Origin of the sequence: Thioalkalivibrio sp. ALgr1, assembly GCF_000378285.1 — a bacterium.
Taxonomy (GTDB): Bacteria; Pseudomonadota; Gammaproteobacteria; order Ectothiorhodospirales; family Ectothiorhodospiraceae; genus Thioalkalivibrio.
This window is the reverse complement of the sequence record NZ_KB905132.1, coordinates 127,296-153,238: the sequence shown is the minus strand read 5'-3', so window position 1 is coordinate 153,238 and position 25,943 is coordinate 127,296. Positions and strand designations below refer to the sequence as shown.

The following is a 25,943-nucleotide window of genomic DNA, read 5'->3' as shown; positions in this document are numbered from 1 at the left end:
CTCGAAAAAACCGTGTGGCCCTATGCGGCGCTGCCCGCGTGGATGCGCCGGTAGGCCGCCGGGGCAACACCGAAGGCGCGGCGGAAGTGTCGGGCCAGCTGCTGCGACGAGTACCCGGTGGCGCTGGCGATCTCGGTAACGCTCAGGGGGGTGCGGACCAGCAAGTCGCGGGCCCGCTCCAGGCGCAGGCGCGTGAGGTACCGATGTGGTGGCTGGCCATGCGTCTCGCGAAAGGCGCGCGCGAAGTGCCAGGGTGACAGACCGGTGAGGGCGGCCAGGTCGCCCAGTGTGACGCGGTGATCCAGATGGCCGCGCATGTATTCGATGACCCGTGCCGACTGGTGCGGCGCGAGACTCGCTCGCCGTGACGCCAGTTCCTGGTGCTGATCCGCGAGGCGGGCGAGGCGCACGACCAGCACCGCGATCATGCTTTCCACGAACAGACGTGCGGCCGGGTCCTGCCGCCCCATCTCCTGCCACAGCGCCGCCAGGGCCTGAGTCACCAGCGGGTCGGCCTGTGTGCGGGTATGAAGGGGACCAAAGTCCAGCGGGTCATCGGGGTCGCGTTCCAGGCAGGCGCGGGCGAGTCCCGCGGGTATACCGACAAAACGCATCCTGGCAGGGTCGTGCATCTGGCAGTAAGTAGGAACGTTCGGTGGGATCGCCACGAACTCCTTCGGGTCTGCCCAGCCGGAAAAAGCCCCGGCGCCGATGTCGCAACGAAAGCGAAAGGGTGCCCCGCAGGTGTCGCTGATCATCAGCTCGCGCACCGGCGGGGTGCTCATGCGCCCCGGCGGGTGGGCGTTCTCGATCATCGGGATCGGCGGGTTTCCCCGCGCGCGGACCTCCTGCAGGAACGGCGCGTCGTGCCCCCGCGCAAAGAAGTCGAGCATACTGGTCGATCGTTGTGGCATCGTCTGCACCCCGCAACCTGGCTTATAGGCCATGGCGAGCCGTCGATCCACTTGTCACGGGATGACCGTGACGGGGATGTCAGCGATAGACCCGGACTTCCTGCTCCCGGCCCTCCACGCCGCGGTTGGCGCAGAACTCCTGTTCATGGCCGTCGGCGTAGCGGATCTCCACGTTGAAACCGGCCCCGGGCGGGTGGTTCAGGGCCACACGGCGGCGTTCTCCGGGGCCGATCTCGCCCTCGCGCAGCGACGACTCGGACAGGTCGTGCCCGAAGTCGAAGTGAACCGCGCGGATGGGGACCTCGCTGTCATTGTGCAGGGTGACCATCAGGACCCCTTCGGGCGGCCCCGGCTCGACGCCCCAGTGCACTATCCCGGCGCCCGCTGCCAGCCCGAGCAGAAACAGCCAGGCGGCGGGCGTGCGCAGGGCATCCACCACGATCTCGTCCCAGCTGCGGCGTTGTCTTTCCTGGTCCACGGGCGCTCCGATTACCAAAAATAAGAAAAGACTAATATGCAGCGCGGGCGCAGGCAAAGGCGCGTATGAACGGTCAGGTCAGTGTTCGGCCTCGTTCAGATCCTCGGATGTGTCCCGCGACAGGTCCGCGGTCAGATAGTCCAGTGTCATGGGCAGGCCCAGGTCCACGCGCGGGAGGTGTTGCAGGGCGATGCGGATGGATCGCGGACGGGCCTCCAGCAGGTGACCGCCGCAGCGGCGGTCGGCGTCCACGAAATGCAGGTGGTAGCCGGGCACCGCAACTGACTGCATGAACTCGGGGGTCCAGAAGCCGGCCATCGAACCCTCAATGCCCTCGAATTCGTACTCTGGCTGCTCGCGGGCAACCTCCACCAGCGGCCGGTAGGCGTCCTGGCGCGGGACCGAGCGGGTGCGCACGTAATCGAACACGCCATCCAGCCGGATCGCGTAGACCATGTTGTGCGACGGGATCAGGCGGTTGAACAGGGCGAGCAGCCCGTCGTAGTCCATCGGGGTGTCGATGGTTTCCTCGCTCCACGGGCGAAAGCGCGTGACGCAGGCGAAGGGCGTGCGTGTCTCCGGGCTGACCGCGTAGGCGCGGCCGTCCGAGCGCAGCTGGAAGACCTCGCCATCCAGGACCACCATCTCGCCGTCGAGGTCGTTGAAGGTCCCCAGCCCGAAATCGCCGCGATCGAGGATGTCGGCGATCGTCGTGTCCTCGCGATAAAGCCCCTCGACCAGGGCGTTCACCGGGGCCGAGACATGCAGGCTGGCGGCGGTCGCCGGCGTCTCCAGCCAGCGCTCTATCAGGGCCTGCGGGTCCTGGCCTTCGCGGCGGGCACGGGCGCTCAAGCGTTCCATCAGGTCATCGGGTAAATCGTTACTGGACATCTCGGTGGCTTCCGGTCAGCGCAAACGGTTGCCGGCAAGGTTGCGCGGGCGCTGGGCTTCCCGCAACCCCGTGCCGGTTGCATGTGACCCCGGGGGCGCATTCCGGTATGTTCGCCGGGTTTGCAGACAGGCAGGAAACGCAGCCCAGTGGGAACCGACGAACGCAATCTGCAGGGACTGGTCGCGCAGCTGGCGGAGCGCCTGGCGGGCACTGGCCTGCACGGGCGCATTGGCCTGGAGAAGGAGACCCTGCGCGTCGGCCCGCAGGGCTCGCCGGCCCTGACCCCACACCCGGCGGCACTGGGTTCGGCGCTGACCCACCCGAATATCACGACCGACTACTCCGAGGCCCTGCTGGAGCTGGTCACCCCGCCGTTCGACGATGTGCGCGAGACGCTGGGTTTCCTGCACGACCTGCAGGCCTTCGCCGCCGCCAATGTCGGCGACGAGACCCTGTGGTCCACTTCCATGCCCTGCGTGACCGCCGACGACAACGCGATCCCGGTCGCGCAGTACGGCACGTCCAACGCCGGACGCATGAAGACCGTTTATCGCATCGGGCTGGGGCACCGCTACGGGCGCAAAATGCAGGTGATCGCCGGGGTGCACTTCAACTATTCCCCGCGCCCCGAGTTCTGGCCGGCGCTCGCGGAGGTGCTGGGCGAACAGGACGACCGCGCGTTCCGCGACGAGCGCATGATGGGCATGATCCGCAACCTGCTGCGCTTCGGCTGGCTGGTGCCGTATCTGTTCGGGGCCTCGCCGGCGGTGTGCAATTCCTTCCTCGAGGGCCACGGCGCGGTGCTCGAGGACTTCGACGACGACACCTCCTACCTCCCGCATGCGACCAGCCTGCGCATGGGCGACATCGGGTACACCAACCGCAAGGAGGCGGACACCGGCATCAAGGCGGACTACAACTCCCTTGGCGGTTACGTCGACTCGCTGCGCTGCGCGATCAACACGCCCAGTCCCGAGTGGGAGCGCATCGGCGTGAAGGTCGATGGCGAGTATCGCCAGCTGAACGCCAACATCCTGCAGATCGAGAACGAGTATTACTCCACGGTGCGCCCGAAGCAGCCGCTGGAGCGCTTCGAGAAGCCCACCGATGCGCTGGAGGCGCGCGGGATCGAGTACGTCGAACTGCGCTCGGTGGACATCAACGCCCAGCACCCGCTGGGGGTGGACGAGACCCAGCTGCGCTTTCTCGAGGTGTTTGCCCTGGCCTGCCTGCTGCAGCCGAGCCCACAGCTGGAGGCGGGTGAGCTGGACGCGATCGATGCCAACCTACTCGATGTGGCGCACTATGGCCGCCGCCCGGGGCTTGCACTGCGTCGCCCCGGCGGCGAGGTCGCGCTGCAGGACTGGGCGCGCGAACTGCTGGCCCTGATGCGCCCGGTCGCCGCAATCCTTGACCAGGAACTGCCGGGCGACCCGTACCGCCGTGCGCTAAGCGAGCAGTGGGGCAAGGTCGAGCAGGCCGATCTGACTCCCTCGGCGCGCATGCTGGAGGACATGATGGCGCGCGAGGAGGGCTTCTACCGCTACGCCAGCCGCCTGTCCGCGCAGCACCGCGAGGCGTTTCGCTTCAACGGTCCGCTGCCGCGCGCCGAGACGCTGGAGGCCCTGGCGCGCCAGAGCCTGGCGGAGCAGGCCGCGATCGAGGTGGCCGATACCCTGGACTTCGATACCTTCCTTGCCCGCTACTTCGACGGCACGCTGCGCGCCTCCTGAACCTCAGTGTTTGGTTGTTGATTCGATATTTTCGAATCTTCAAGTGGAAACAACGCGATTTATCTTCGAATTTATCGACATGATAATCGAAGCCATCATCCGTAACCGTGGCGACTGGACCGCTACAGAGGGAACCCCATGAGTCTTCTGATCAACGGCGAACTGCGTGAGGGCTGGCTGGAAGAGGAGTCCGACGAGAACGGAGAGTTCGTGCGCCAGGACCAGCAATACCGCAACTACGTGACCGCCGACGGCTCCGCGGGCCCGCTGGGCGAGGGCGGCTACCCGGCCGAGTCCGGGCGCTACCACCTGTACGTCTCCTATGCCTGCCCCTGGGCGCATCGCGCGCTGATCCTGCGCAAGCTCAAGGGTCTGGAGTCGCACATCGGGCTGTCGGTGGTGCATCACTACATGGGCGACGCCGGCTGGTCCTTCGATGACTGCGACGGCTGCACCGGCGACCGCGTGCACGGCTCCCGCTACATGCACGAGCTCTACACCCGCACCGATCCGAAGTACACGGGCATCGTGACCGTGCCGGTGCTGTTTGACACCCAGACCGACCGGATCGTGAACAACGAGTCGGAAGACCTGGTGCGCATGTTCAACAGCGCTTTCGACGGCATCACCGGCAATACGCTGGATTTCTACCCGGAGGACCTGCGCGAGGAGATCCACGCGGTCAACGATCGCGTCTATGAAAATGTGAACAACGGCGTCTACCGCTCGGGTTTCGCAACCTCCCAGAAGGCCTACGATGCCGCCTGGGACCGCCTGTTCGAGACCCTGGACTGGCTGGAAGAGCGTCTGGCACGCCAGCCGTTCCTGGTGGGCGACCGGATCACCGAGGCCGACTGGCGACTGTTCACCACCCTGGTGCGCTTTGATCCGGTTTACTACAGCCACTTCAAGTGCAACCGCCAGCGCATCATCGACTTCCCGGCGCTGTCGGCCTACCTGCGCATGCTCTACCAGCGCCCCGGCGTGGCCGAGACCGTGCGCATGGATCACATCAAGGCGCACTACTACGGCAGCCACCCGATGCTGAACCCCAGCCGCATCGTGCCGAAGGGCCCGGTGATCGATTACAGTGCGCCGCACGGTCGGCCGCTGGGGGATCTCCCGGCCGAACTCCGGAACGCCGCGGAAATGTGACGGTCGTTACACTATTGGCGAGGATTACGCGGGCCCGGGCTTGCTCGGGCCCGCTTTTTAGCGAGGGGTTGGCTGGGTGAAGGCGATTGGCTGGTTGCTGGGGTTGGTAGCTGTGCTCGCGCTGGGCGTGGCTGCCTGGTACGGGCTCGAGGGCGAATTCCAGTCGAACAGTGGCGACGCGCAGGCCGCCGACGAGGCCCCCGAGGAGGCGGATCGCCGCACGCCGGTGCGGACCTCAACCGTGCAGCCGCGCACCTTCGAAACCATTGTCGAGTCCCTGGGTACCGTTCGCGCCAACGAATCGGTGCTGGTCACCGCGAACGTGACCGAGCGCGTGGTCGAGGTCCTGTTCGACGATGGTGACGAGGTCGAGGCAGGGCAGATCCTGGTCCGCCTGGATGCAGACGAGGCCGAGGCGGCTCTGCGCGAGGCGCGTGTTCAGGTCGAAGAGGCCGAGCGCGAACTGGAACGTGTGCGCGATCGCGTGGCCGATGGCGTGGTGACACAGCAGCAGGTGGACCAGCAGCGCTCGCGCCTGAGCGAGGCCGAGGCCCGGCTGGCGGCCGCCGAGGCGCGCGTGGCCAACCGCACGATCCGCGCCCCATTTTCCGGCCGGCTGGGCCTGCGCCAGGTGAGTCCCGGTTCGCTGGTGAGCCCCGGTACCCCGATCGCGGAGCTGGATGATATCGAGCGGGTGAGGGTCGATTTCGCGGTCCCCGAGCGGCACGCGGCCGCGATCCCGCTGGGTAGCACGGTCTATGGTCGCAGCGCGATCGGGGTGTTCGAGGGACAGGTCTCGGCGGTGAGCAACCGCCTCGATGTGTCGACCCGGACGCTGACGGTGCGCGCGACGGTGGACAACCCCGACTTCATCCTGCGCCCGGGGATGCTGGTCAATATTCGCCTGGCGCTGGATCCGGTCGAACGGGTCGCCATCCCCGAGGGCGCGGTTCAACAGGTGGCCGATCAGCACTTCACCTTCCGCCATCTGGAGGACGGTACGGTAGAGCGCGTACGGATCCGCATTGGGCGTCGCATGCCGGGCTTTGCCGAGATCCTGTCCGGGCTGGAAACCGGGGATGTGGTCGTCTCCGAGGGCGTGTCCCGAGTGCGGGACGGGCAGTCCGTGCGCGTGCTGCCGCCGCGCGTGCCCGAGTTCCTGGAAACCGGCGAGGCCGGTGACGCGCAATGATTATCTCGGATGTCGCCAATCGCCGTCCGGTCCTGGCGATTGTCTTCAACCTGCTGCTGATTACCTTCGGCCTGATCGCCTACGACAACCTGCCGCTACGTGAATACCCCGACGTGGACCCGCCCGTGGTCACGATCGACACCGTCTACCCAGGCGCCAGCGGCGACATCATCGAGCGCGAGGTGACCCAGCGGCTGGAAGACCGGGTCGCGGGGATCGAGGGCATCCGCTATGTGGAGTCCACCAGCGAGGACGGCCAGTCCCGCATTACCATCGAATTCAACCTGAATCGCGACCTGGACGCGGCGGCCAACGACGTGCGCGAGGCCGTCAGCCGCGCGATGCGCGACCTGCCCGAGGATATTGACCCGCCGGAGGTCACCAAGGCGGATGCCGACGCCAACCCGATCCTCTGGCTGAACCTGTCCAGTACCACGATGGATCAGCTGGAGCTGGCGGACTACGCGGAGCGTCACCTGATCGACCGCATCTCGGTGGTGGATGGTGTCGCGCTGGTGCGCCGCGGCGGTGCGCGCAGCTATGCGATGCGGATCTGGGTGGACCGCGAGGCCCTGGCTGCGCGCGAGCTGACCGTAACGGACATCGCCGATGCCCTGGAACAGGAGAACGTCGAGCTCCCGGCCGGGCGTCTGGAGTCGGTCGAGCGCGAGTTCACGGTGCGGGTCGATCGCCAGTACCGCACCCCGGAAGACTTCTCCAACCTCGTGCTCAAGCGTGGCGAGGAAGGGCAGCTGGTGCGGCTGAGCGACGTCGCCGAGGTGAACATCGGCGCCGACACCGAACGCAGCGAGTTCCGCGGCAACCGCGAGGACATGATCGGCCTGGGCATCATCCGTCAGTCGAATGCAAACGTGCTGGATGTCGCCAACGGGGTGAAGGCCCTGGCCGCCGATCTGCAGGACAGCCTGCCGGAGGGTACCTCGCTGGTGACCACCTACGACGAGTCGGTGTTCATCGAGGGGGCGATCCGCGAGGTCTACATCACGCTGGCCGTGGCGACGGCGGCGGTCGTATTCGTGATCTGGCTGTTCCTGGGGAGCTGGCGGGCGACCATCATCCCGGCGGTGACGGTGCCCGTGGCGATCACGGCGGCCTTTATCGGCATCAACCTGTTCGGGTTCTCGGTCAACCTGTTGACCCTGCTGGCGCTGGTGCTCGCCGTGGGGTTGGTGGTGGATGACTCCATCGTGATGCTGGAGAACATCCACCGGCGCATCGAGCGTGGCGAGCCCGGTCTGCTGGCGGCCTATCGTGGCGCCGGGCAGGTGGGCTTCGCGATCGTCGCGACCACCTCGGTGCTGATTGCGGTGTTTGTGCCGCTGGCCTTCCTAGAGGGCACGGTCGGGCGTCTGTTCACCGAGTTTGCGATCGCGATGGCGATCGCCGTGTTCTTCTCCAGCCTGGTCGCGCTCACCCTCGCGCCCGTGCTGTCCGGGCGGCTGATGCACAAGGGCGACGATGACACCGGCGCGGCGCGCTTTATCAGTCGCGGCTTTTCCTACCTGGAACGCGGTTACGGGCGTGCGCTGCAGACCGGCCTTAAGGGAGCCTGGCTGATCGTGCCGATCCTGGCGCTCGTGCTCGCGGCCGCCTGGTATCTGTTCGACACCCTGCCCGAGGAGTTTGCACCGCAGGAGGATCGCGGTGCCTTCTTCGTGATGGTCGACGGCCCGGAGGGGGCCAATTTCGACTACATGAGCCGTCAGATGGCCGAGATCGAGACGCGCATCCAGCCCCTGATCGAGGACGGTCCCATTCGCCGGGCCCTGGTGCGTACGCCGCGCGGTTTTGGTGGCTCGGAGCTGATGAACAACGGCTTTGTGATCGCCATCCTCGAGCACTGGGACGACCGCGACATGTCGGGACAGGAGGTGATCGACGAGGTGCGGGGCATTGTAGACGAGATGCCCGGGGTCGAGGCGCGCGTGGTCATGCGCCAGGGTCTCTCGCGCGGACGCATCGGTCCACCCGTGCAGTTTGTGATCTCCGGCCCGGACTACGACACCCTCGAGGAATGGGGCGAGATCATGCGCGAGGCCGCCGAGGGCATGGACGGCTTGACGCGCGTGGATCTGGATTACGAGCCCACGCAGCCACAGATCAACGTGCGCCTGGACCGCGACCGGGCCGGTGACCTTGGCGTCTCCATGCGCGACGTCGGGCGCACGCTGGACATCGTGCTCGGGGGGCGCGATGTGACCACCTTTGTCGATCGCGGCGAGGAGTATGACGTGATCATTGAGGGCCTGACCGACCAGCGCCGCACCCCCGGGGATATCGACAACCTCTACGTGCGTTCGGCGGCCGGCTCCATGGTGCCGCTGTCGAGCCTGGTCACCTACGAGGAATTTGCCGGTCCCTCGTCTCTGGAACGCTATAACCGAGCCCGCGCTGTTACCCTGACCGCCGGCTTGCAGGACGGGATGACGCTCGGCCAGGCGCTGGATGCCCTGGATGCGAAGGCGGCCGAGCTGCTCCCGGCCGAGGCAGGAATCGACTACAAGGGCGAGTCGCTGGACCTGCGCACGGGCTCCGAGGCGATCCTGTTCGTCTTTGCGCTGGCACTGCTGGTCGTGTTCCTGGTGCTGGCTGCCCAGTTCGAGAGCTTTGTGCACCCGTTCGTGATCATGCTGACCGTGCCACTCGCGGTGGTCGGGGCATTACTGGGGTTACACCTGACTGGCCAGACCCTGAACATCTACAGTCAGATCGGGATGGTCATGCTGATCGGGCTGGCGGCCAAGAACGGCATCCTGATTGTCGAGTTCGCCAACCAGTTGCGTGACCGCGGGCGCGACTTCGACACTGCCGTAGTCGAGGCGGCGCGCATGCGTTTGCGGCCGGTGCTGATGACCGCGCTGACCACCGTGGCCGGGTCGATTCCGCTGATCCTGGCCTCCGGGCCGGGCGAGGAGACGCGCTTCGTGATCGGGGTGGCCGTGTTCTCCGGTGTGCTGTTTGCCACGCTGTTCACGCTGTTCGTGATTCCGGCGGCCTACAGCCTGGTCGCGCGCGGCACCACCTCGCCGCTGGCGACCACCCGCCGCCTGCACGACCTCGACGCCGAAGTCACCGACGTCGACGGCGAACGCCGCGGCGGCCACGCCTCATCCGCCCCCCGCGCCGAACCCTGATTTCCCGTTGCCGGGCCGCCTGTCTTGTTGTGGCTGGCCCTGGATCGGCCTCAGTGTTTACGTGCCTTTGGTCCGCATACTGCCGAGCGCTCACTCGCGAGCGCGCCGCGCCCGTTTTTGATCAACAACGGGCTTTCTTGCTTGCCCAAGAAAGTACCCAAAGAAGGGCACCCGGATTCCGCCCGGGGACCTTGCTCCAGGGCCCTCGGGCCGGCGGCGCTGAAACTCGCTGCGCTGTCGCTTCGCTCAGACAGTCAGCGCCCCCGTTTCTATTTTGAATCGTCCGTCCCGAGGACCCTTCCGCAAGGGGCTTCATACGGGGGGAGAAGGTCAAAACAAGAGCCATTCCCCAACGTTTCGCCCAACTCCGACGCCGTAGGGTGCGGTTGAGCGCAGCGAAACGCACCATCCCAGCGTCCGGGCAACCCTGATGCGATTCGCTACGCTCATCGGCATCTTACCCTTGGCGCCCGCTTGCGGGCGCGGCACGCTATGGCCGTAGGCCGAGCGTGCCGAAGATGTCCGAAGACCCAGCCTCCATCCAGAAGCACGAACATGGGGATCGCCGCTGTTTAGACCTTCACCCCCCGTTGTCGTCGCGCCGAGTGGAGAGGGTTTTCGCGGGAAGAGAGGCGCTGACTGTCTGAGCGAAGCGACAGCGCAGCGAGTTTCAGCGCCGCCCGCGAAAAGCCTCGGAGCGAGGGAAACCCCGGCCCGCATAGCGGGCCGGGGTCGCGGCAGTCGGGCGTGTTTCTTGGATACTTCTTTGCACGAGCAAAGAAGCCCGTTTTTGATCAACAACGGGCGCGGTGCGCTGGCGAGACAGCGCATGGCAGGCGGCGGCCCGAAGCCACCGTAAACACCGGATGCCGAACCAGAGCCAGCCACAACAAGACAGGCGGCCCGGCAACGGGAAATCAGGGTTCGGCGCGTGGGGCGGATGAGGCGCGGGTGTCGTCGAACCAGAGCCAGGCGACGGCGATGGTCAGCAGCGCGACGACCGGCAGCATGGCCAGGTTCAGGCCGTCCCAGCCCAGTGGTCGCAGCAGTGCGCCAGCCAGCAGCGAGCCGGCCGTGACCAGCGTGAAGATGGTCAGGTCGTTCACACCCTGGACCTTGCCCTTCTCGGTGGCGGTATGCGTGGTCGTCAGCAGCGTGCTGCCGCCAATGAACAGGAAGTTCCAGCCGACCCCCAGCAGGACCAGCGCCAGCCAGAAATGCCCCAGCGTCTCCCCGTGCGCGGCAACCGCCACGCTGAACAGCACCAGCGCATTGCCGAGCGCCAGGATGCGTGTGATCCCAAGGCGGGTGATCAGGTGGCCGGTCACAAACGAAGGCGCGAACATCCCCAGCACGTGCCACTGCATCACCAGTGCGACCTGACCCATGTCGAAGTCCGCCTGGCGCATGGCCAGCGGGGTCGCCGTCATCAGCAGCACCATGACCGCATAGCCCAGCGCGGCCGCGGTCAGGGCCACAAGGAAGCGACCCTGCGGCAGGATCTCGGCCATCGGCCGGGCGGGCCCGCGTTCCTCTGGCGGCGGCGCCGGCACGCGCAGCCAGGCCAGCAGCGCCATCGTCAGCAGGGCCAGGGCGCCGAGGACCAGGTAGGGTCCGGCCTCCGGCGTGTCCGGCAGCAGGGCCTGGGCATGGTGGGCGTTCCACGGGCCGAGGAAGGCGGCCACGACCCCGCCGGCCATGACCAGCGAGATCGCGCGCGGGCGGAACGCGGGGCTGGCCACGTCGGCGGCGGCAAAGCGGTAGTACATCGCGAAGGCCTGGTAGGCCCCCAGCAGCAGGTTGCCGAGCACGAACAGCCAGAAGGCCTCCGCGAAGACCCCGGCCGCCGCCAGTGCGGCGCCACCGACCCCGCCCACGCTGGTGCCCAGCAGGAAGCCGGTGCGCCGCCCGAAGCGCTTCATGAACAGCGAGGCGGGCAGGGTGGTGACCAGGGTCCCGACCATCATCGCGGCGACCGGCAGGGTGGCCAGGGCCGGGTCCGTGGCCAGGCGCTCCCCGACCACGCCGCTCAGTGTCATCACGGTGACCGCGGCGATCAGAAACAGGGCCTGTGCCGTGGCCAGCAGCAGGACATTCACGCGTTCGCGCGGGGTGATCGAAGAGGACACGGGATTCCTTTCCACTGGAGTGGCGACGTACTCAGGCGCGTGGGCGAAAATCGAGCACGGCGGAGTTGATGCAGTAGCGCAGCCCGGTCGGGGGTGGGCCATCGGGGAAGACGTGCCCCAGGTGCGAGTCGCAGCCCGCGCAGCGGACCTCGGTGCGTTCCATGCCCAGCGAGCGGTCGCGGTACTCGCTCACGGCGTCGGGCGCGGCAGGGGCCGTATAGCTGGGCCATCCGGAGCCGGAATCGAACTTGGTGGTGGAGTCGAACAGCGCGGCACCGCAGGCCACGCAGTGATAGACGCCATCCGCCTTGTGGTCGTGATAGGCCCCGGTGAATGGGCGCTCGGTCCCGCCTTCGCGGGCGATGCGGTACTGCTCGGGTGTCAGGCGTGCGCGCAGGTCGTCGTCGGGATGATCTGGGTTATTCATTGCAGCCTCCGGGTGGTGCTATGGTGCGTACAAACCGAGAATGACCGGGATCGTAGCACTGCCCGGAGCGTCTCGACTGGATACGATGGACCGCTGGAGGTGGTCGTGAGTTGCCCGGATTGCGAACGTATCGATCTCCTGCCGGCGGAATCCGGCACCCTGTATCTCGCGCCGGTTCTGGCGCATACCCGCGCAGTCTTGCGCAGCCGCATGGTGGAGGAACAACTCCCCTGCAGCGAACCCGTCTCCGGCATCCTTGCAATGCCGGTCGACAATAACGGGGGGCTGGGTGACACCCTGGTGCGTCTGGAGCAGGCCTTGAGCGGTGCGGAACAGTCCGGTTGTCGGGCGACCTTCGTCCCGGGCGACGAGACCTTCAGCCTCGCCCATCTGCAGGACACCCACCTGCTGTCCACGCTGATCGCTCGCCACAACGCCCGCGATCTGGCGGCGATCCTCGCGAACGACTCGCTGGACTTTCATTTCCAGCCGATCGTGCACGCCGCCCAGCCCGAAGAGGTGTTCGCCTACGAGGCGCTGGTGCGTGCCCGCACGCCCGCCGGCGACGTGATCCCGCCGAATGAGTTGTTCAAGACGGCGCGGGCGGCCGAGCTGCTGTTCCATCTCGACCGCTCGGCGCGGATCAACGCAATTCGCCGCGCCACCGAACGCGGGATCGGGAGTCGGCTGTTCATCAACTTCAATCCCACGGCGATCTACGACCCGGCGTTCTGTCTGGAGACGACGGTGCGCGAGATCCTGTCGCGTCCGGACGGGGATGGTCCGAGCGGTTTCGTGTTCGAGGTGATCGAGAGCGACTACGTGACCGATGTCGATCACCTCTCGCGCATCGTCGATCGCTATCGCCGTGCCGGTTTCCAGGTGGCACTCGACGATCTCGGCGCGGGTTATGCCTCGCTGAACATGCTTTCGCAGCTGCGCCCGGACTACGTGAAGATCGACCGCCAGCTGGTCAGTGGCATCGACGGTGATATCTATCAGCAGAAGATTCTTGGCAAGATCACCGAACTGGCGCGCGAGCTCGAGATCCAGACCGTCGCCGAGGGCATCGAGACGGTGGAGGAGTGGCGCTGGCTCAAGGACCAGGTCGACTACTGCCAGGGATACCTGTTCGCCCGTCCGGCCGCCGAGCCGCCCATGCCCGTGCATCCGGAGGCCTGAACCGTGGTTTCTCTGGGGCGGTGCACATCCGACCCGTGTCTCCCTTAGACTCAAGGGTATGAACCAGCTTCCGCCCGATGCCCGAAACCCGACGCTGGAGTCCGCCTTCCAGCTTCTTCGTGATGCCGAGGTGCGCTATCAAGGCCGTACGGTGGGGACCGTCGCCAGCCTGGATGCCCGCGCGCCTGCGGACAACTACGCTGACTGCTTTATCCGCGATTTCGTGCCCTCCGGGCTCGTCTACCTGCTGAACGACGAGCCCGAGGTGGTGCGCGACTTCCTGTCGCTGATCCTGCAAATCCGCGATACCCAGGAAGAAATCGAGGGTCACCGCCGCCTGCCGCGCGTGATGCCGGCGAGCTTTCGCGTGTTCACCGACGAGAACGGTCGCGAGGGGCTGGCGGCCGATTTCGGCGATCGCGCGATCGGCCGCGTGGCCCCGGTGGATTCGATGATGTGGTGGGTGCTGCTGCTGCGCGCCTATCAGAACCGCACCGGAGATCACGACTTCATCAAAAGCCAGGATGTGCAGCGCGGCATCCGGTTGATCCTCAGTATCTGTCTGCAGGACCGCTTCGAGGTCTTCCCGACCCTGCTGGTGCCGGACGGCAGCTTCATGATCGACCGGCGCATGGGCGTGTTCGGCCACCCGCTGGAGATTCAGGCGCTGTTCTTCGGCATGCTGAAGGCCTCCTTGGCGATGCTGGAACCCTGCGATACCGACTCCGAGCAGCTCTGCGAGCAGTCCGCGATCCGTACCCGGCAACTGTCCGATTACATCCGCCACTACTACTGGCTGGATCTCGAGCGACTGAACCACATCCACCGCTACCGTACCGAGCACTTCGGCCACGAGTCGGAGAATGCGCTGAACATCTATCCCGAGAGCATCCCTGACTGGCTGGTGGACTGGCTGCCCTCGGAGAGCGGGTATCTGGTCGGCAACCTGGGGCCGGGGCGGATGGATTTTCGCTTCTTCAGCTTCGGCAATCTGCTGGCGGTTCTGTTCGGGCTGGCCGACGAGCGCCAGTCGCGCTCGATCATGCAGACCTTCGAGCAGCGCTTCGAGGACCTGATCGGGACCATGCCGGTGAAGATCTGCTACCCGGCGATGAGCGGCGAGGAATGGCGCCTGCTGACCGGCTCCGACCCCAAGAACACGCCATGGTCCTACCACAATGGTGGCAACTGGCCGGCGTTGCTGTGGGCGTTTACCGGTGCCGCGCTGCGGGTCGGGCGCCCGGATCTCGCGCGCAGCGTGCATGCAGTGGCGGCCGAACGGCTGCATCGCGACGACTGGCCGGAGTATTACGACGGCCGTCACGGCCGGTTGATCGGTCGGCGCGCCAACTATCAGCAGACCTGGTCGGCTACCGCCGTCCTGGTTTCACAGGCCCTGCTCGACAACCCCGATACCATGAGCCTGTTCGACAGCCCCGAACCCGAATTGCCATGAGGCATGTGCGTCCATGAAAAAGACCCAGAGCAAGGCCCGTGATGGGGAGGGCCTGTACCTCGTCCTGATCAGTGTCCACGGCTTGATGCGGGGGCGGGATCTGGAGCTGGGGCGCGACGCCGACACCGGTGGGCAGACGCTGTACGTAGTCGAGCTGGCGCGCGCGCTGGCGCGACACCCGCAGGTGGGGCGGGTCGATCTGCTCACACGGCGCATTGTCGACAGCCGGGTCGCGGACGACTACGCCGAACGCGAGGAGCCACTCGGCGACGGCGCCTTTATTGTGCGTCTGGATTGCGGACCCAAACGCTACCTGCGCAAGGAAAAGCTCTGGCCCTATCTCGACTGCTTCGCCGACAACGCCCTCGGGCATATCCGCGAGGTGGGGCTGCGCCCGGACGTGATTCACGGGCACTACGCCGATGCCGGGCATGTGGCGGTGCGCCTGTCCAACCTGCTGGGCGCGCCGATGCTCCAGACCGGGCATTCCCTGGGTCGGGTCAAGCGCGAGCGTCTGCGCGAGGGCGGGATGTCCGACGACGACATCGAGTCGCGCTATAACATCGCCACCCGCATCCACGCCGAGGAAGAGGCCCTGGCCCATTCCCATCGGGTGATTGCCAGCACTCGCCAGGAGATTGGCGAGCAGTACGCGACCTACGACAACTACCAGCCCGAACGCATGGAGGTGATCCCACCCGGGACCGACCTCGAACGCTTCTACCCGCCCAAACGCGGCCAGCGCAAGCCGCCGATCTGGCCCGAGATCCGGCGGTTTCTGCAAAAGCCGGATCGCCCGCTGATCATGGCGCTCTCCAGGGCCGACGAGCGCAAGAACATCCGCGCCCTGGTCGAGGCCTACGCCGGCAACGAGTGGCTGCGGGAGAACGCCAATCTGGTGATCGTGGCCGGCAATCGCGATGACATCCGCGACCTCGACAAGGGTGCGCGCGACGTACTAAAGGACCTCCTGCTGCGCATCGACCGCCACGACCTCTACGGCCGTGTGGCCTACCCGAAGCACCACAGCCCCGAGGACGTGCCGGACCTCTACCGCCTGGTCGCGTCCAGCAAGGGGGTGTTCGTCAATCCAGCGCTGACCGAGCCGTTTGGCCTGACCCTGATCGAGGCCGCGGCCAGCGGGGCCCCGATCGTCGCCACCAATGACGGGGGGCCCGAAGAGATCATCTCGCGCTGCCACAACGGGTTGCTGGTCGACCCGCTGGACCCGGAAGGGATCGCCGATGCGATCCAGGGCATCCTCGCGGACCGCCCGCGCTGGCAGCGCTATTCGCGCGCGGGCCTGAAGGGCGTGCGCCAGCACTACTCCTGGGACGGACATGCCGAGAAGTACGTGAGGTTGGTCAAGGCGCTCAGCAAGGAGGTGCGCCAGACACGGCGCGAACAGCGCTCGACCTCCGGTCGGCTGGCCAAGGCCGACCGTGCCGTGATCACGGACATCGACAACACCCTGCTGGGCAACGACAAGGCCACGCGGGCCTTTGTCGCCTGGCTCAAACGCCACCGCAAGCAGGTGGTATTCGGTGTGGCCACGGGCCGGCGGCTGGATTCCGCCGCGGCCGTGCTGGAAGAGCACGGGGTGCCCGCGCCGGACGTCTGGATTACCTCGGTGGGCAGCGAGATCCACTACGGGGCGGAGCGGACCGAGGATCGCGGCTGGGCACGGCACATCAGCCACCGCTGGGAGCCCGACCGCCTGCGCGAGTGCCTGCTGAAGGTGCCCGGGCTGGAGCTGCAGCCCAAGGAGGACCAGCGGGCGTTCAAGGTGAGTTTCTTCGTCGATCCTCCGGGGGAGCTGGATGCCGAGAGCATCGAGACCCGCTTGTACCGCGAAGACCTGCACGCGCGCGTGATCTATTCGCACAAGCGCTACTTGGATCTGCTTCCGGTGCGCGCCTCCAAGGGGCTCGCGGTGCGCTACCTGTCTGACAAGTGGGGCATCCCGCTCGAACATGTGCTGGTGGCCGGGGACTCCGGTAACGACGAGGATATGCTGCGCGGGCGGCTGCTCGGGGTCGTGGTCGGGAATCACCAGCCGGAGCTGGAAGGGCTGCGCGGATTCCAGCGCATCTTCTTTGCCGACGCGACCTATGCGCGCGGTATCCTCGAGGGCATCGAGCACTTCGATCTGCCCAACCGCTGCGACATCCCGGCCGACGAATAGCCCCGGTCCTCCGGGGCAGGTCTCAGATCCAGTAGGCGGTGCGTGTCATCACGGTCGAGGTGAGCGGCATCAGCACGTTGCGTACCGGCCAGGGGGGTGGCTTGCCGCCCAGCGCCATCGCATGCGCCCCGTGTTCCACCTCGTCCTGCTTCATCTGCTCGAGGATACGGGCGGAGGTCTCGTCGCTCTTCGGCAAGCGCTCCAGGTGACGGTCCAGATGGCGCTCGACCTGACGCTCGGTCTCGTCGATAAAGCCCAGGCTCCAGGCATCCCCCGCCAGGCCCGCCACGGCGCCGAGCCCGAATGATCCGATATACCAGAACGGCCCCAGCAGGCTGGTGTGGCCGCCCAGTTCGTGCACACGCTGCGCGCACCAGTGCAGGTGGTCGCCTTCCTCGCGTGAGGCCTGGTCCAGGTGTTCGCGGATCTGTGGATTGCGCGCGGTCAGCATCTGCCCCTGGTACAGACCCTGGGCGGCAAGCTCGCCGGCATGGTTGACCCGCATCAGGCGCGTCGACAGCTGGCGGTCTTCCTCTTCCAGGTGCGGCCAGTCGTCGCCCCCGGGCGACGGACGGCCGGTGGAGCGGGCGTGGCCGGCCACGACCTTGACGAAGGCATCGGCCTGGCCGATCAGGTGATCCAGGGGGCTGAGTTTGCGCATGGTGGTGCCCGTTTCGCAGGGAATAACTAAAGCGTAACGCAAGCGATTGCGGCCGTCAGGTCCGGGAGGGGCCGGAGCCGAGCCGACTGGCGAGAAAGCGGGCCGGCGAGAGGATTGGCGGGCCCCCGCAGTCGTCCGCCAGGGCACGCAGGTGGACGCTGCAACCGACGTTTGCGCTCACGATCACATCCGGGGCATCGGCGGTCAGCGCATCCAGCGTGGCCGCGCCCAGCCCGTCGGACATCTCCGGAAGCGCAAGCATCGCGGTGCCACCCGCACCACAGCAGTTCGGGGCACCGGACACGTCCGTCAGGGTGACGCCTGGCAGCCGTTGTAGCAGTGCGGTCAGATCGCGGGTCTCGTGCGTCACGTTGCGCAGGGTGCAGGGCAGGTGCAGCGCGACGCGTACCGGGCTGTCGCGCCAGGTCGGAGGCGCGGGTTCGGCCTCGATGTGGTCGCTCAGGAACCGGGTCAGGCTCATGCTGCGCTCCCCCTGACTGCCCTCGGGAGTTTCCCGCAGCGTGGCCTCGCAACCGCTGTCCAGCGCGATCACGGGCATCTCGCCGGCCAGGGCCTCTGCGTTTCGCTGTTGCAGGGCGCGCGCGGCCTGTGGCCGCCCACCATGCTGTTCCAGTGCCCCGCAGCAAACCTGGTCGCGCGGTACCGCGACCCGGAACCCCAGCGCGTTCAGTACGGCGAGCGCGGCCTCCAGGTCCGGTCCGGTAAAGAAACGATCCATGCAACCGGTAAACAGCAGGGCATCCGCGTGTTCCGGGGCCACGGTGTCCGCCAGTCGCGGCGCCGGGGCGAGCGAGGCACGGGTATGGTCCAGGGTGCGCCACAACCGCTGTCCGGGGCGCAGCCAGCGCTGCACCCCGGTCTTCTGGGCGATGCGGGCGGCCATGCCACCGAGGGCGCGCAGTGACTCGTGGCGCAGAGCCGAGGCCTGCAGGGACTGGCGCCAACGGGCGGTGGCGGGGCGGTCCTCCTGCGGGTTTTCCTCCAGGATCTCGTGTGCGCGATCCATCAATGCGCCGAACGGTACGCGTGCCGGGCAGACGGCCTCGCAGCTGCGGCAACCGAGACAACCCTCCAGGTGTTCGCGCAGGCGGGGCGCCTGCGGCTCCAGTCGGCCCTGGGCCAGCCCCTGCATCAGGGTCAGGCGCCCGCGCGGAGAGTCCCCTTCGACTCGGTGCCAGGCATAGGTGGGGCAGTGCGGCAGGCACAGCCCGCAGTGGACGCACTGGTCAGCCGCGGAAAGACCCTGAAACCGGGGCGGTTGGTCCGACGCACCGAGGGGCTTTGCTAGGGTTTCGTCCCCATTACTCTGTCCCGGGAGAGGTTTCATGCTGCGTTTTGCCCACCCTGTTCGTTCCTCGCTTGCCCTGTTCATGCTGGTGAGCATACCAGCCCTGCCCGCCATCGCCTGGGATGCCGAGGGCTGGGAGACCAGTATCGAGCTCGGGGCATCCAAGACCACAGGGAACACCGAGTCGACTACGGCCAATGCCCGCTTCCGCTCGCAGCACACGGCGGAAGAATGGCGCAATCGGCTGCGCCTGGATGGGTACTACCACGAGGAAGACGACGACACGACCGGGCAGCGCTATGTCGGCAGTTACCAGCTGGATCGCAAGTTGGGCGAACACGATTACCTGTTCGGTGCTGCACGCTACGAGCGTGACCGGTTCAGCAGTTATGTGTACCAGAGCTCGCTGACTGGCGGTTACGGTCGCCGACTGGTGGATCGCGAGACCGTCAAGCTGGACGCCGAAGTGGGTGGCGGTATGCGGCAGTACAAGCAGCGCATCGAGGGCAGCACCGAACGCGAACCCGTAGCACGCTTTGGCGGCAACTTTCGCTGGGACTTCTCCGAGAATGCGCGCCTGACCGACGAACTCCTGATCCTTTATGGTTCGGACAACACCGAGATTGAAAACATCCTCTCGCTCACCGCAGACATGACCAGCCGGCTGGCACTGCGCACCAGCTTCACGGTCAAGCACAACACCGATGTCGAGCCGGGTACCGAGAATACCGACACCATTACCGACGTGAGTCTGGTCTATCGCTTCCAGTAACCGGATCTTTCGCACCCCGCGCTATGATGCGCTGATCGAATGACGGAGCACACGATGGGCTACTACGAACGCCACATCTTCTTCTGCACCAATTGCCGCGAAGACGGCAACTGCTGCGAGGACCACGGGGCGACCGAGATGCGCGCCTACGCGAAGGATCGCGCCAAGGCGATGGGGATCCACGGCAAGGGGCAGGTGCGGGTCAATACCGCCGGCTGCCTGGACCGTTGCAACGAGGGCCCGATCGCCGTCGTGTATCCCGAGGGTGTCTGGTACACCTATCACGACGAGCACGATATCGACGAGATCCTCGAGGAGCACCTGAAGAACGGACGGGTGGTGGAGCGCCTGCAGATCTGACCCGCTTCGCGCATCTACTTGACTTTGGGCGGGCAGCTCCGGAGAATTCGCAACCCGCGTGGCTACGTAGCTCAGCTGGTTAGAGCACATCACTCATAATGATGGGGTCCCCTGTTCGAATCAGGGCGTAGCCACCACCGTCTTCCGAAAGGGGCTGCTTCTGCAGCCCCTTTTTTGTTCTGGGGGCCTGCGCCGGTTTGTTGCTGGTCTTTCAGGGCTCGGCTAGACTGCGCCCCGGCCGTCCCGGCTCATTGGGACCAACATCGGACGAACTCCATGAAACGTTACGGAATCCGCATCCGCCTGCCGGAAGGCAGCACCATGGCCATGCCGCACCTGCTGGGGCCCGACTGGGAGTCCTATCGCTGGTATGACAGCGAGCAGGCGCGCGAAAAGGCCCTGGCCGACATGCAGCGTGATCTGCCGAATTACCGCAAGGGTGATCATGTCTCCCAGGTGCTCGAGCGCGTCGAGCGCGACGGCTGAGTTTTCCAGGACGATGCTTCCCCGTGTCGTCCGTCTTTAGTATGACGACCCGCCGGCCCGTCGAACGCTTCTGCATCGCGTGATACTCCGCCATACGTGGCCGGTCGGCCCGTGCCTCCTGTCTGGTTGAAACCCCGCCCTTGCCATGCTTTAGTGCGAGGCGCAAGGAACCAGCGCTCATTTTTGGCGATTCATACAGGAGTACAGGCATGTCCACGTCCAACCCCAGCGATACCACGCCGGAGAACCCGCCCGAGGATGCGGACAACGTCCTGACTGAAGGGGTCGTGGCGCCACCGTCGCGGCCGCGCATGGCCATGCCGGCCGCGGGTGCCAGTCGCGCGTCGATGCGCACCACCCAGGATCGCGCAGAACCGCACTACTTTACCGAGCGCGACCTCGACCGGATCCTCGAAAATCTCGATCACCTGCGCAGCACGGTATTCCCGCGACTGACCAAGGGGAGCGCCGCCGACGAACACAAGCAGCAGTGCTTCCCGTCCGTGTGCCTGATCGGTGTTGGCCGGTGCGGCTCCAACGTCGCTCTCGATGTGGCGGCGCTGGTTCACAGCGCGCGCTCGGAATACATGCGCGAGCTGGACAACGAAGAAAATGGTGGCCGCGAGAAGGAGATGCGGCCGCTGCGCTGGATTCGCAAGAGCCTGAACCTGCCGCCGTCCAATGCGGTGAAGCCGGTATTCCTGATCGAGCCGATGGTGATGCTGGGCGATCTCGACAAGGACATCGAGGGGCGCATCCGCTTCTCCAGTCGTGCAGGGCAGGACAACTTCATCGATAACTACAACAAGATGAAGATCATGGATCTGTCCGAGGTGCATGCCGGCGGGGCCGGTAACGCGCCGATCCTGGGCCAGTACCTGGCGCGCATCATCCTGAACAAGGACACCGATCAGTTCTCCAACGAGGACTGGAAGTTCATCCACTCCTATCTGATCGATTCCTGCGGGATCAAGGCCAACCAGTCGCGGCTGTACTTCTACATCTTCAGCGCCGGCGGCGGTACGGGCTCCGGCATGGCCTCGGAATTCGGGCTGGCGCAACAGTACTCCTACATGCGCAAGACCTTCGACCCGAAGCTGGAAAAGCGCGACAAGGCCAACCGCGACCACTCGTTCGTGTTCGAGCCGATCTTTGCCGCCGGTATCTGCATCCTGCCGAACATCCAGGACAACCGGGTGGAGATGTCCGAGGCGCTGCACATCAATGCCGGGCGCCTGCTGTGCAAGTATCTCGCGGAGGAATGGGATTTCTCCTACAACTTCGAGGCCGAGGAGACCCGCGACGAGGACATGATGCATCGCATCCGCCCCTGGAACGCGATGATGCTGATCTCCAACGACATCATGCGCTACGCGGAGGAGACCGACGACGGCAATATCCGCAACGTCGATGTCAACGCCATGGAGAAGTACGCCAACCAGTACATCTCCCAGCAGATCTTCAACATCCTGACCGCGCAGGCGGTCACCACGGACTACGATGAAGACTACTTCCGCCGTGCGGGGGTCGACATCGGCGAGACGATCCGCCTGGATGCGAACGATCTCTTCATGAGCCTGGCGGGGCCGGTGGCCGTGGCCTACGCGGAGTCCGAGGTGGCGACCGGCGAGCAGGCCCCGGTCGGGCAGGGTTCGCTGGATATCGATGACCTGTTTTATCGCTCCATCGATCTGCCGCATTTCAACAAGCAGACCGAGGCGATCGAGGGCATCAGCCTGCTGCCGATCGATGCCCCGCGCTACCGCGAGTCCTTGAAGAAGTACAAGGAGTCGAGCATGGACGCGGTCCATCTGCGCGACCTGCACTTCTTCAAGAACTGCTCGTCTATCGTCACGATCCTGTCGCTGCCCAAGGACTACAAGCTGTCCTACATGGACCTGAACCGGCTGAAGACGCACCTGAACGGGCTGTTCCCGAACACCACGCTCAAGCGCTACGCCCTGGTCATCGGGGCCTCGGCCAACCTGTCGCTGACCACCCTGGTGGTGAAGAGCCCCTGCCTGTCGGACGACTTCCTGACCCTGTTCGTTGCCTACATCAAGCGCTGCTTCGCCAATGACAAGACCCGCTTCGATGACACCCTCGACCATGCGGTTCTGGACCTGATCCGGGCCGAGGAATTCGACGAACAGCGCGTGGACGACATGCTCAACGAGTTCGAGAACCCGACGCGCATCCTTGATACCAATTGGTACGCGATCAAACCGATGTACGAGAAAAAATATCGCGAGATGTGCAGCGACGAGCAGAGCTTCGTCTCGATCAATGACATCCGGCTGAGTCGAGAGAACGTCAAGCAGGCGATTCGCTATCTGCGCGAAATCTACCGCCACCGCACCAGCAAGACGCAGATCATCAGCCTTAACGACGGCAAGACCGGTACGACTGCGACCAAGCGCCGGACCAGCAGCAAGAAGTAAGAATGTTGGGGCTGCCCCTGAGGCGTCAGGGGCAGAGCGCTCGTCAAGGCAGGGCCAGGGGCTCCATCAGGTAGCACAGGCAATCCTGTGCGATTACCCGTGAATCCAGCGTCAACATCGACGGCATCGCCGCGCGCTTGAGCTGGATCTCGTCGCCATGCGTCTCCAGATATTGAGCGGTCACCTCGCTTCCGTCCTCGGCAATCGCGACCAGCGGGCTGTCGACCTCGGGGCGGATATGCACCAGTGTCGAGCGGGCCGGGAGCAACTGGAAGTTCAGGCGGTCCAGGTCGGGTTCGAGCCGGACATCGTGCTGGGCGTCCAGCCCGGCCTGCAGCCCGGGTCGTACGCGCACCTGGGCCACGGTGTGGAAGATCTCGATATCGCCGGCGCGTGGCGGATGCTCCGGAAAGTGATCCAGGTGCAGCACCGCGTCGAGCATCTCGAAGGCGTGCTGGATGCCTGACTCGTCATTCGGCGGGCCACATTCCAGCGTCACCGAGGGGGCGATACGCGCCAGGGCCATCGAGGCGACGCCGCGCGGGCGCGTGAAGTAAACCACTGTGCGCCCGAACAGCGCCGCCAGGTTCATGAAGGCCGGGTCCAGGCGGTTGATGCAGGCGTAATGTGGGTTGCGCCCGGTGTTGTTGTGCAAATCGACCGCGGCGAACAGCCCGCGCTGTTCCAGGCGGCGGCAGACCTCGGCGAAGCGCTCGGCCTCCGGCGATCCCGCCTGCTCGGTACCGGGCCAGATGCGATTGAAGTCCGGTTGCTCGTCGAGATGGCGCTGGCTGACGGCCGCGGCGCGCGGGTTGCCGATGATTAGCGTCAGTGCCCGTGGCAGGGGCTTCCCGGTGTAGTGTCGCAGCAGCTGCTGGACCGCCTGCAGGCCCACGGGCTCGTTGCCGTGCAGCAGAAGGACGACCGCGACCGCCGGGCTGCGTTGCCCCTCCAGGTGGATCAGGGTGGGCTCCGGTACGCACTCGTACAGGTTCTGCGGGGTGGCGTCGAGAAAGCCATCAGGCAGTTCGTGGAGTTCGGGAAGGTCTTGGGTCATGGGTCGAATCAGAGTCCCCAGGTGTGGACCGGCGAGCCGGTGTTTTGCCAGCCGCGATAGGCGCGCACGAGGCCGGACCAGTCCCGACCATGACGCTCGACCCAGTCGCGCTGCCACTGGGTCCCGGTCTGCCGCGTGGCCGTGCGCGCCGCGATAATTCCGAGCAGGCTGTTGGCCTCGGCGGGGTCCACGCCCAGACGCTCGAGTCCCGCGGCGGCCCGCGGCAGCAGGTGCCGCCGAATCAGCCGGGGGGCCGGCTCCGGCTCCGCGTGTCCCCAGCGCAGCCTGGCATCCAGCCCGTAGCGCGCGGCATTGTAGAAGTTGTCGCGTGCCTCCGAGAAGGGTGTGCCCAGCGTGCCGTCGGGCGATTCGTGGATCAGGTGTTCGGTCAGTCCCATCGCGAACGCCGTGTTCGCCAGCATGTCGATCAGCGTGGGCCCGGCCGGCAGACAGCGGAACTCCAGCCGCAGGTTGCGGTGGCCGCGGTCGTCGACGCCCACGATGGGGCGCGTCCAGCGCCAGATCGTCCCGTTGTGCAGGGCCAGATGGCGCAGCTCCCGCGACGGGGCATCGAGCCTGGCCGGCAACAGCACCGGAAAGTGCTCCAGATTCTCGGTAAAGAGTTCGCCGATCGAGTGATGCAGGTACCCCGTGCCAAAGGTCACGCGCCGGATCGGGCCGCGCGCGCTGTCGGCAAAGCCACCCACCTCGACCGATTGTTCGAACACCGGGATGCGGCTCTCGCACCACAGATCATGGCCGAACACAAACGGGGTATTGCCGGCTGCGGCCAGTACCGGGGCGCTGGCCACCAGGCTGGCGTTGTAGGCGCGGTGGGCGACTGCTGGACGGGTCTCCGTGTGGACCTGGAACGAGGTGGCCAGGGCCTCCAGCATCACGTCGCGGTGGGCGTGCTGCAGATGTTCGCGCCCGACGATGTCGAGCTTGAGCGGCCGTTGTGCACGTTGTTCCAGCACCGCCGTGTTCAGTGCGCGGTAGCGCGCCTGGGGCGACATGTGGTGCAGGCCGAGGTCCTCCGGCTGGATGGTTGGGAGCGTGCCGGCCATCAGCAGCTCGGCCTGATGGTGGCGTGCGGCGCGGCGTGCCTGGCGCAGGGTCTCGTTCAGCTCCGAGAGGATCGCCGCAAAGCATCCGGGGCCTACCTGGAAGACCGACGAATTGAGCTCGAGGTTGAACTGGGCGAGTTCCAGCGTGGCCAGGGGGCTGTCCATCGATTCGAGGACCCCCTGGTTGACCGGCAGGGGGCGTCCGGCCGCATCGCAAAGCCAGGCCTCGATCTCGAACCCGAGTCGTGGCGGGACTTCGGGGCCATCCGTCTGCTGTTCCAGCCATTCGTGCAGCAGCGCCGTCTCGCGACCCAGGGCGGCGCGAAAACGCTCGTAGTCCTGTGCGTTGAAGTGCTCGTCGGCGATCTCCTGGCCCAAAGTCAGTCCTCGTCCGGCGCGTCGTCGTAGAGGCTTTCCAGGAGATCACCCCAGACCTGTTCGTGCTGTTCGAGGAAGGTCAGTAGCGCCTTGCGAAAGGCCAGGTAGTCGGCCTCGAAGGCCGCGAAATCCTCGCCTCCGTTCAGCAGCTTCGCCGCCCGGTCGGTCTGCTGCAGGCTGTCGCGCAGGTTGAGCGCGGCCGCCATCGCCCCCTTCACGCGTTCGCGCTCGTGCGGAATCCAGGCGCGGTCGGACAACAGCGACCGCAGGTTCTCGCCCAGCTCCAGCAGGCGCTTGCGCAGGCGGGGTACTGCCCCGATCGTCCCGGTCTTCAGGTCGCCCCAGACGGCATCCGTGATCAGACGCGACCAGCGCTCGCGCAGGTCACGGGTGGTCTCCGGGTCGAATGCAAAGGAGGCTTCCAGTTGTTGCGGATCGAAGGGCATTGGGTATCCTGAGGCTGGGGATTCGGGACGCAGGCCACAAAGAGAAGGGCCTGGACCGGAATAGCGCT

At 66.1% G+C, this 25,943-nt stretch carries 21 protein-coding genes and 1 tRNA gene; 12 read left to right on the top strand and 10 right to left on the bottom strand.

Going from position 1 to position 25,943, the window contains the following annotated elements; all coding sequences use genetic code 11:
* Nucleotides 1–20: 20 nt before the first annotated feature.
* The 3 genes from F466_RS0100720 to budA all read right to left on the bottom strand — a co-directional run bounded on the left by F466_RS0100720 (nucleotide 21) and on the right by budA (nucleotide 2,283).
* Nucleotides 21–893 carry a helix-turn-helix domain-containing protein gene (locus tag F466_RS0100720; RefSeq protein WP_018993220.1) on the bottom strand — a complete coding sequence of 291 codons (873 nt, stop codon included), beginning with the start codon at nucleotides 891–893 and terminating at the stop codon, nucleotides 21–23.
* Nucleotides 894–993: 100 nt separating this feature from the next.
* Entirely contained in the window at nucleotides 994–1,392 is a 399-nt protein-coding gene (locus F466_RS0100715; protein WP_018138894.1) for a hypothetical protein, read from the bottom strand.
* A gap of 78 nt (nucleotides 1,393–1,470) precedes the next feature.
* Nucleotides 1,471–2,283 (bottom strand): acetolactate decarboxylase, encoded by an 813-nt coding sequence (gene budA / locus F466_RS0100710; protein WP_018138895.1) that lies wholly within the window; start codon nucleotides 2,281–2,283, stop codon nucleotides 1,471–1,473.
* Between the two features lie 147 nt (nucleotides 2,284–2,430).
* Between budA and gshA the strand changes: the two genes are divergently transcribed.
* From gshA to F466_RS0100690, 4 genes are all read left to right on the top strand, one after another.
* Nucleotides 2,431–4,017, top strand: coding sequence for a glutamate--cysteine ligase (gene gshA, locus F466_RS0100705; RefSeq protein ID WP_018993219.1), 1,587 nt, complete (start codon nucleotides 2,431–2,433; stop codon nucleotides 4,015–4,017).
* Between the two features lie 138 nt (nucleotides 4,018–4,155).
* On the top strand, nucleotides 4,156–5,172 hold the full coding sequence (locus F466_RS0100700; RefSeq protein ID WP_018993218.1) for a glutathione S-transferase family protein: 1,017 nt from the start codon (nucleotides 4,156–4,158) through the stop codon (nucleotides 5,170–5,172).
* 76 nt (nucleotides 5,173–5,248) lie between these two features.
* Nucleotides 5,249–6,364 carry an efflux RND transporter periplasmic adaptor subunit gene (locus F466_RS0100695; protein WP_018649105.1) on the top strand — a complete coding sequence of 372 codons (1,116 nt, stop codon included), beginning with the start codon at nucleotides 5,249–5,251 and terminating at the stop codon, nucleotides 6,362–6,364.
* Nucleotides 6,361–9,519 (top strand): efflux RND transporter permease subunit, encoded by a 3,159-nt coding sequence (locus tag F466_RS0100690; protein WP_018993217.1) that lies wholly within the window; start codon nucleotides 6,361–6,363, stop codon nucleotides 9,517–9,519. The genes F466_RS0100695 and F466_RS0100690 overlap by 4 nt, the downstream gene beginning before the upstream one ends.
* Nucleotides 9,520–10,436: 917 nt before the next feature.
* Here the strand turns inward: F466_RS0100690 and F466_RS0100685 are convergent.
* Both F466_RS0100685 and msrB read right to left on the bottom strand, forming a co-directional pair.
* On the bottom strand, nucleotides 10,437–11,648 hold the full coding sequence (locus tag F466_RS0100685) for an MFS transporter (protein WP_018993216.1): 1,212 nt from the start codon (nucleotides 11,646–11,648) through the stop codon (nucleotides 10,437–10,439).
* A gap of 31 nt (nucleotides 11,649–11,679) precedes the next feature.
* Entirely contained in the window at nucleotides 11,680–12,075 is a 396-nt protein-coding gene (gene msrB, locus F466_RS0100680; RefSeq protein WP_018993215.1) for a peptide-methionine (R)-S-oxide reductase MsrB, read from the bottom strand.
* Nucleotides 12,076–12,180: 105 nt separating this feature from the next.
* On the opposite strand from msrB, the gene F466_RS0100675 reads away from it, so the two are divergent.
* From F466_RS0100675 to F466_RS0100665, 3 genes are read left to right on the top strand one after another with little or no spacing between them, the layout of a single operon-like run.
* Nucleotides 12,181–13,257: an EAL domain-containing protein gene (locus tag F466_RS0100675; RefSeq protein WP_018138902.1), complete on the top strand. Its 1,077-nt coding sequence runs from the start codon at nucleotides 12,181–12,183 to the stop codon at nucleotides 13,255–13,257.
* Nucleotides 13,258–13,315: 58 nt separating this feature from the next.
* Nucleotides 13,316–14,713 carry a glycoside hydrolase 100 family protein gene (locus F466_RS0100670; RefSeq protein ID WP_018993214.1) on the top strand — a complete coding sequence of 466 codons (1,398 nt, stop codon included), beginning with the start codon at nucleotides 13,316–13,318 and terminating at the stop codon, nucleotides 14,711–14,713.
* Nucleotides 14,714–14,726: 13 nt separating this feature from the next.
* A complete protein-coding gene (locus tag F466_RS0100665) occupies nucleotides 14,727–16,898 on the top strand; it encodes an HAD-IIB family hydrolase (protein WP_018138904.1) in 2,172 nt (723 codons plus the stop codon).
* A gap of 22 nt (nucleotides 16,899–16,920) precedes the next feature.
* Here the strand turns inward: F466_RS0100665 and coq7 are convergent, their stop codons facing one another.
* Nucleotides 16,921–17,559, bottom strand: coding sequence for a 2-polyprenyl-3-methyl-6-methoxy-1,4-benzoquinone monooxygenase (gene coq7, locus F466_RS0100660; RefSeq protein ID WP_018138905.1), 639 nt, complete (start codon nucleotides 17,557–17,559; stop codon nucleotides 16,921–16,923).
* Between the two features lie 55 nt (nucleotides 17,560–17,614).
* Complete coding sequence (locus tag F466_RS0100655; protein WP_081616975.1) at nucleotides 17,615–18,907, bottom strand: (Fe-S)-binding protein; 1,293 nt, start codon at nucleotides 18,905–18,907, stop codon at nucleotides 17,615–17,617.
* Here F466_RS0100655 and F466_RS0100650 point away from each other — a divergent pair.
* The 5 genes from F466_RS0100650 to F466_RS0100630 all read left to right on the top strand — a co-directional run bounded on the left by F466_RS0100650 (nucleotide 18,906) and on the right by F466_RS0100630 (nucleotide 22,927).
* Nucleotides 18,906–19,640: a YdiY family protein gene (locus tag F466_RS0100650; protein WP_018138907.1), complete on the top strand. Its 735-nt coding sequence runs from the start codon at nucleotides 18,906–18,908 to the stop codon at nucleotides 19,638–19,640. The genes F466_RS0100655 and F466_RS0100650 overlap by 2 nt on opposite strands.
* A 54-nt stretch (nucleotides 19,641–19,694) precedes the next feature.
* Nucleotides 19,695–20,000: a ferredoxin gene (locus F466_RS0100645; protein WP_018138908.1), complete on the top strand. Its 306-nt coding sequence runs from the start codon at nucleotides 19,695–19,697 to the stop codon at nucleotides 19,998–20,000.
* 60 nt (nucleotides 20,001–20,060) lie between these two features.
* Nucleotides 20,061–20,137: transfer RNA gene (locus F466_RS0100640), tRNA-Met, on the top strand.
* 139 nt (nucleotides 20,138–20,276) lie between these two features.
* Complete coding sequence (locus F466_RS0100635) at nucleotides 20,277–20,486, top strand: hypothetical protein (RefSeq protein WP_018138909.1); 210 nt, start codon at nucleotides 20,277–20,279, stop codon at nucleotides 20,484–20,486.
* Nucleotides 20,487–20,695: 209 nt separating this feature from the next.
* Nucleotides 20,696–22,927 carry a hypothetical protein gene (locus F466_RS0100630; protein WP_018993212.1) on the top strand — a complete coding sequence of 744 codons (2,232 nt, stop codon included), beginning with the start codon at nucleotides 20,696–20,698 and terminating at the stop codon, nucleotides 22,925–22,927.
* Nucleotides 22,928–22,970: 43 nt separating this feature from the next.
* Here the strand turns inward: F466_RS0100630 and F466_RS0100625 are convergent, their stop codons facing one another.
* Genes F466_RS0100625 through F466_RS0100615 form a run of 3 tightly spaced genes read right to left on the bottom strand, consistent with a single transcriptional unit; the run spans nucleotide 22,971 to nucleotide 25,875 of the window.
* Complete coding sequence (locus F466_RS0100625) at nucleotides 22,971–23,984, bottom strand: M14 family metallopeptidase (protein ID WP_018993211.1); 1,014 nt, start codon at nucleotides 23,982–23,984, stop codon at nucleotides 22,971–22,973.
* An 8-nt stretch (nucleotides 23,985–23,992) separates the two neighbouring features.
* Nucleotides 23,993–25,429 carry a glutamate--cysteine ligase GCS2 gene (locus F466_RS0100620; RefSeq protein ID WP_018649104.1) on the bottom strand — a complete coding sequence of 479 codons (1,437 nt, stop codon included), beginning with the start codon at nucleotides 25,427–25,429 and terminating at the stop codon, nucleotides 23,993–23,995.
* Between the two features lie 2 nt (nucleotides 25,430–25,431).
* On the bottom strand, nucleotides 25,432–25,875 hold the full coding sequence (locus tag F466_RS0100615) for a hypothetical protein (protein WP_012983666.1): 444 nt from the start codon (nucleotides 25,873–25,875) through the stop codon (nucleotides 25,432–25,434).
* Between the last annotated feature and the right edge of the window lie 68 nt (nucleotides 25,876–25,943).

What these genes read in the sequence shown, in the direction of transcription:
- F466_RS0100720 (WP_018993220.1), bottom strand. Translation starts at nt 893, where the DNA reads ATGCTCGACTTCTTTGCGCGGGGGCACGACGCGCCGTTCCTGCAGGAG.
- budA (WP_018138895.1), bottom strand. Translation starts at nt 2,283, where the DNA reads ATGTCCAGTAACGATTTACCCGATGACCTGATGGAACGCTTGAGCGCC.
- F466_RS0100700 (WP_018993218.1), top strand. Translation starts at nt 4,156, where the DNA reads ATGAGTCTTCTGATCAACGGCGAACTGCGTGAGGGCTGGCTGGAAGAG.
- F466_RS0100690 (WP_018993217.1), top strand. Translation starts at nt 6,361, where the DNA reads ATGATTATCTCGGATGTCGCCAATCGCCGTCCGGTCCTGGCGATTGTC.
- msrB (WP_018993215.1), bottom strand. Translation starts at nt 12,075, where the DNA reads ATGAATAACCCAGATCATCCCGACGACGACCTGCGCGCACGCCTGACA.
- F466_RS0100670 (WP_018993214.1), top strand. Translation starts at nt 13,316, where the DNA reads ATGAACCAGCTTCCGCCCGATGCCCGAAACCCGACGCTGGAGTCCGCC.
- F466_RS0100665 (WP_018138904.1), top strand. Translation starts at nt 14,727, where the DNA reads ATGAAAAAGACCCAGAGCAAGGCCCGTGATGGGGAGGGCCTGTACCTC.
- coq7 (WP_018138905.1), bottom strand. Translation starts at nt 17,559, where the DNA reads ATGCGCAAACTCAGCCCCCTGGATCACCTGATCGGCCAGGCCGATGCC.
- F466_RS0100650 (WP_018138907.1), top strand. Translation starts at nt 18,906, where the DNA reads ATGCTGCGTTTTGCCCACCCTGTTCGTTCCTCGCTTGCCCTGTTCATG.
- F466_RS0100655 (WP_081616975.1), bottom strand. Translation starts at nt 18,907, where the DNA reads ATGAAACCTCTCCCGGGACAGAGTAATGGGGACGAAACCCTAGCAAAG.
- F466_RS0100645 (WP_018138908.1), top strand. Translation starts at nt 19,695, where the DNA reads ATGGGCTACTACGAACGCCACATCTTCTTCTGCACCAATTGCCGCGAA.
- F466_RS0100635 (WP_018138909.1), top strand. Translation starts at nt 20,277, where the DNA reads ATGAAACGTTACGGAATCCGCATCCGCCTGCCGGAAGGCAGCACCATG.
- F466_RS0100630 (WP_018993212.1), top strand. Translation starts at nt 20,696, where the DNA reads ATGTCCACGTCCAACCCCAGCGATACCACGCCGGAGAACCCGCCCGAG.
- F466_RS0100625 (WP_018993211.1), bottom strand. Translation starts at nt 23,984, where the DNA reads ATGACCCAAGACCTTCCCGAACTCCACGAACTGCCTGATGGCTTTCTC.
- F466_RS0100615 (WP_012983666.1), bottom strand. Translation starts at nt 25,875, where the DNA reads ATGCCCTTCGATCCGCAACAACTGGAAGCCTCCTTTGCATTCGACCCG.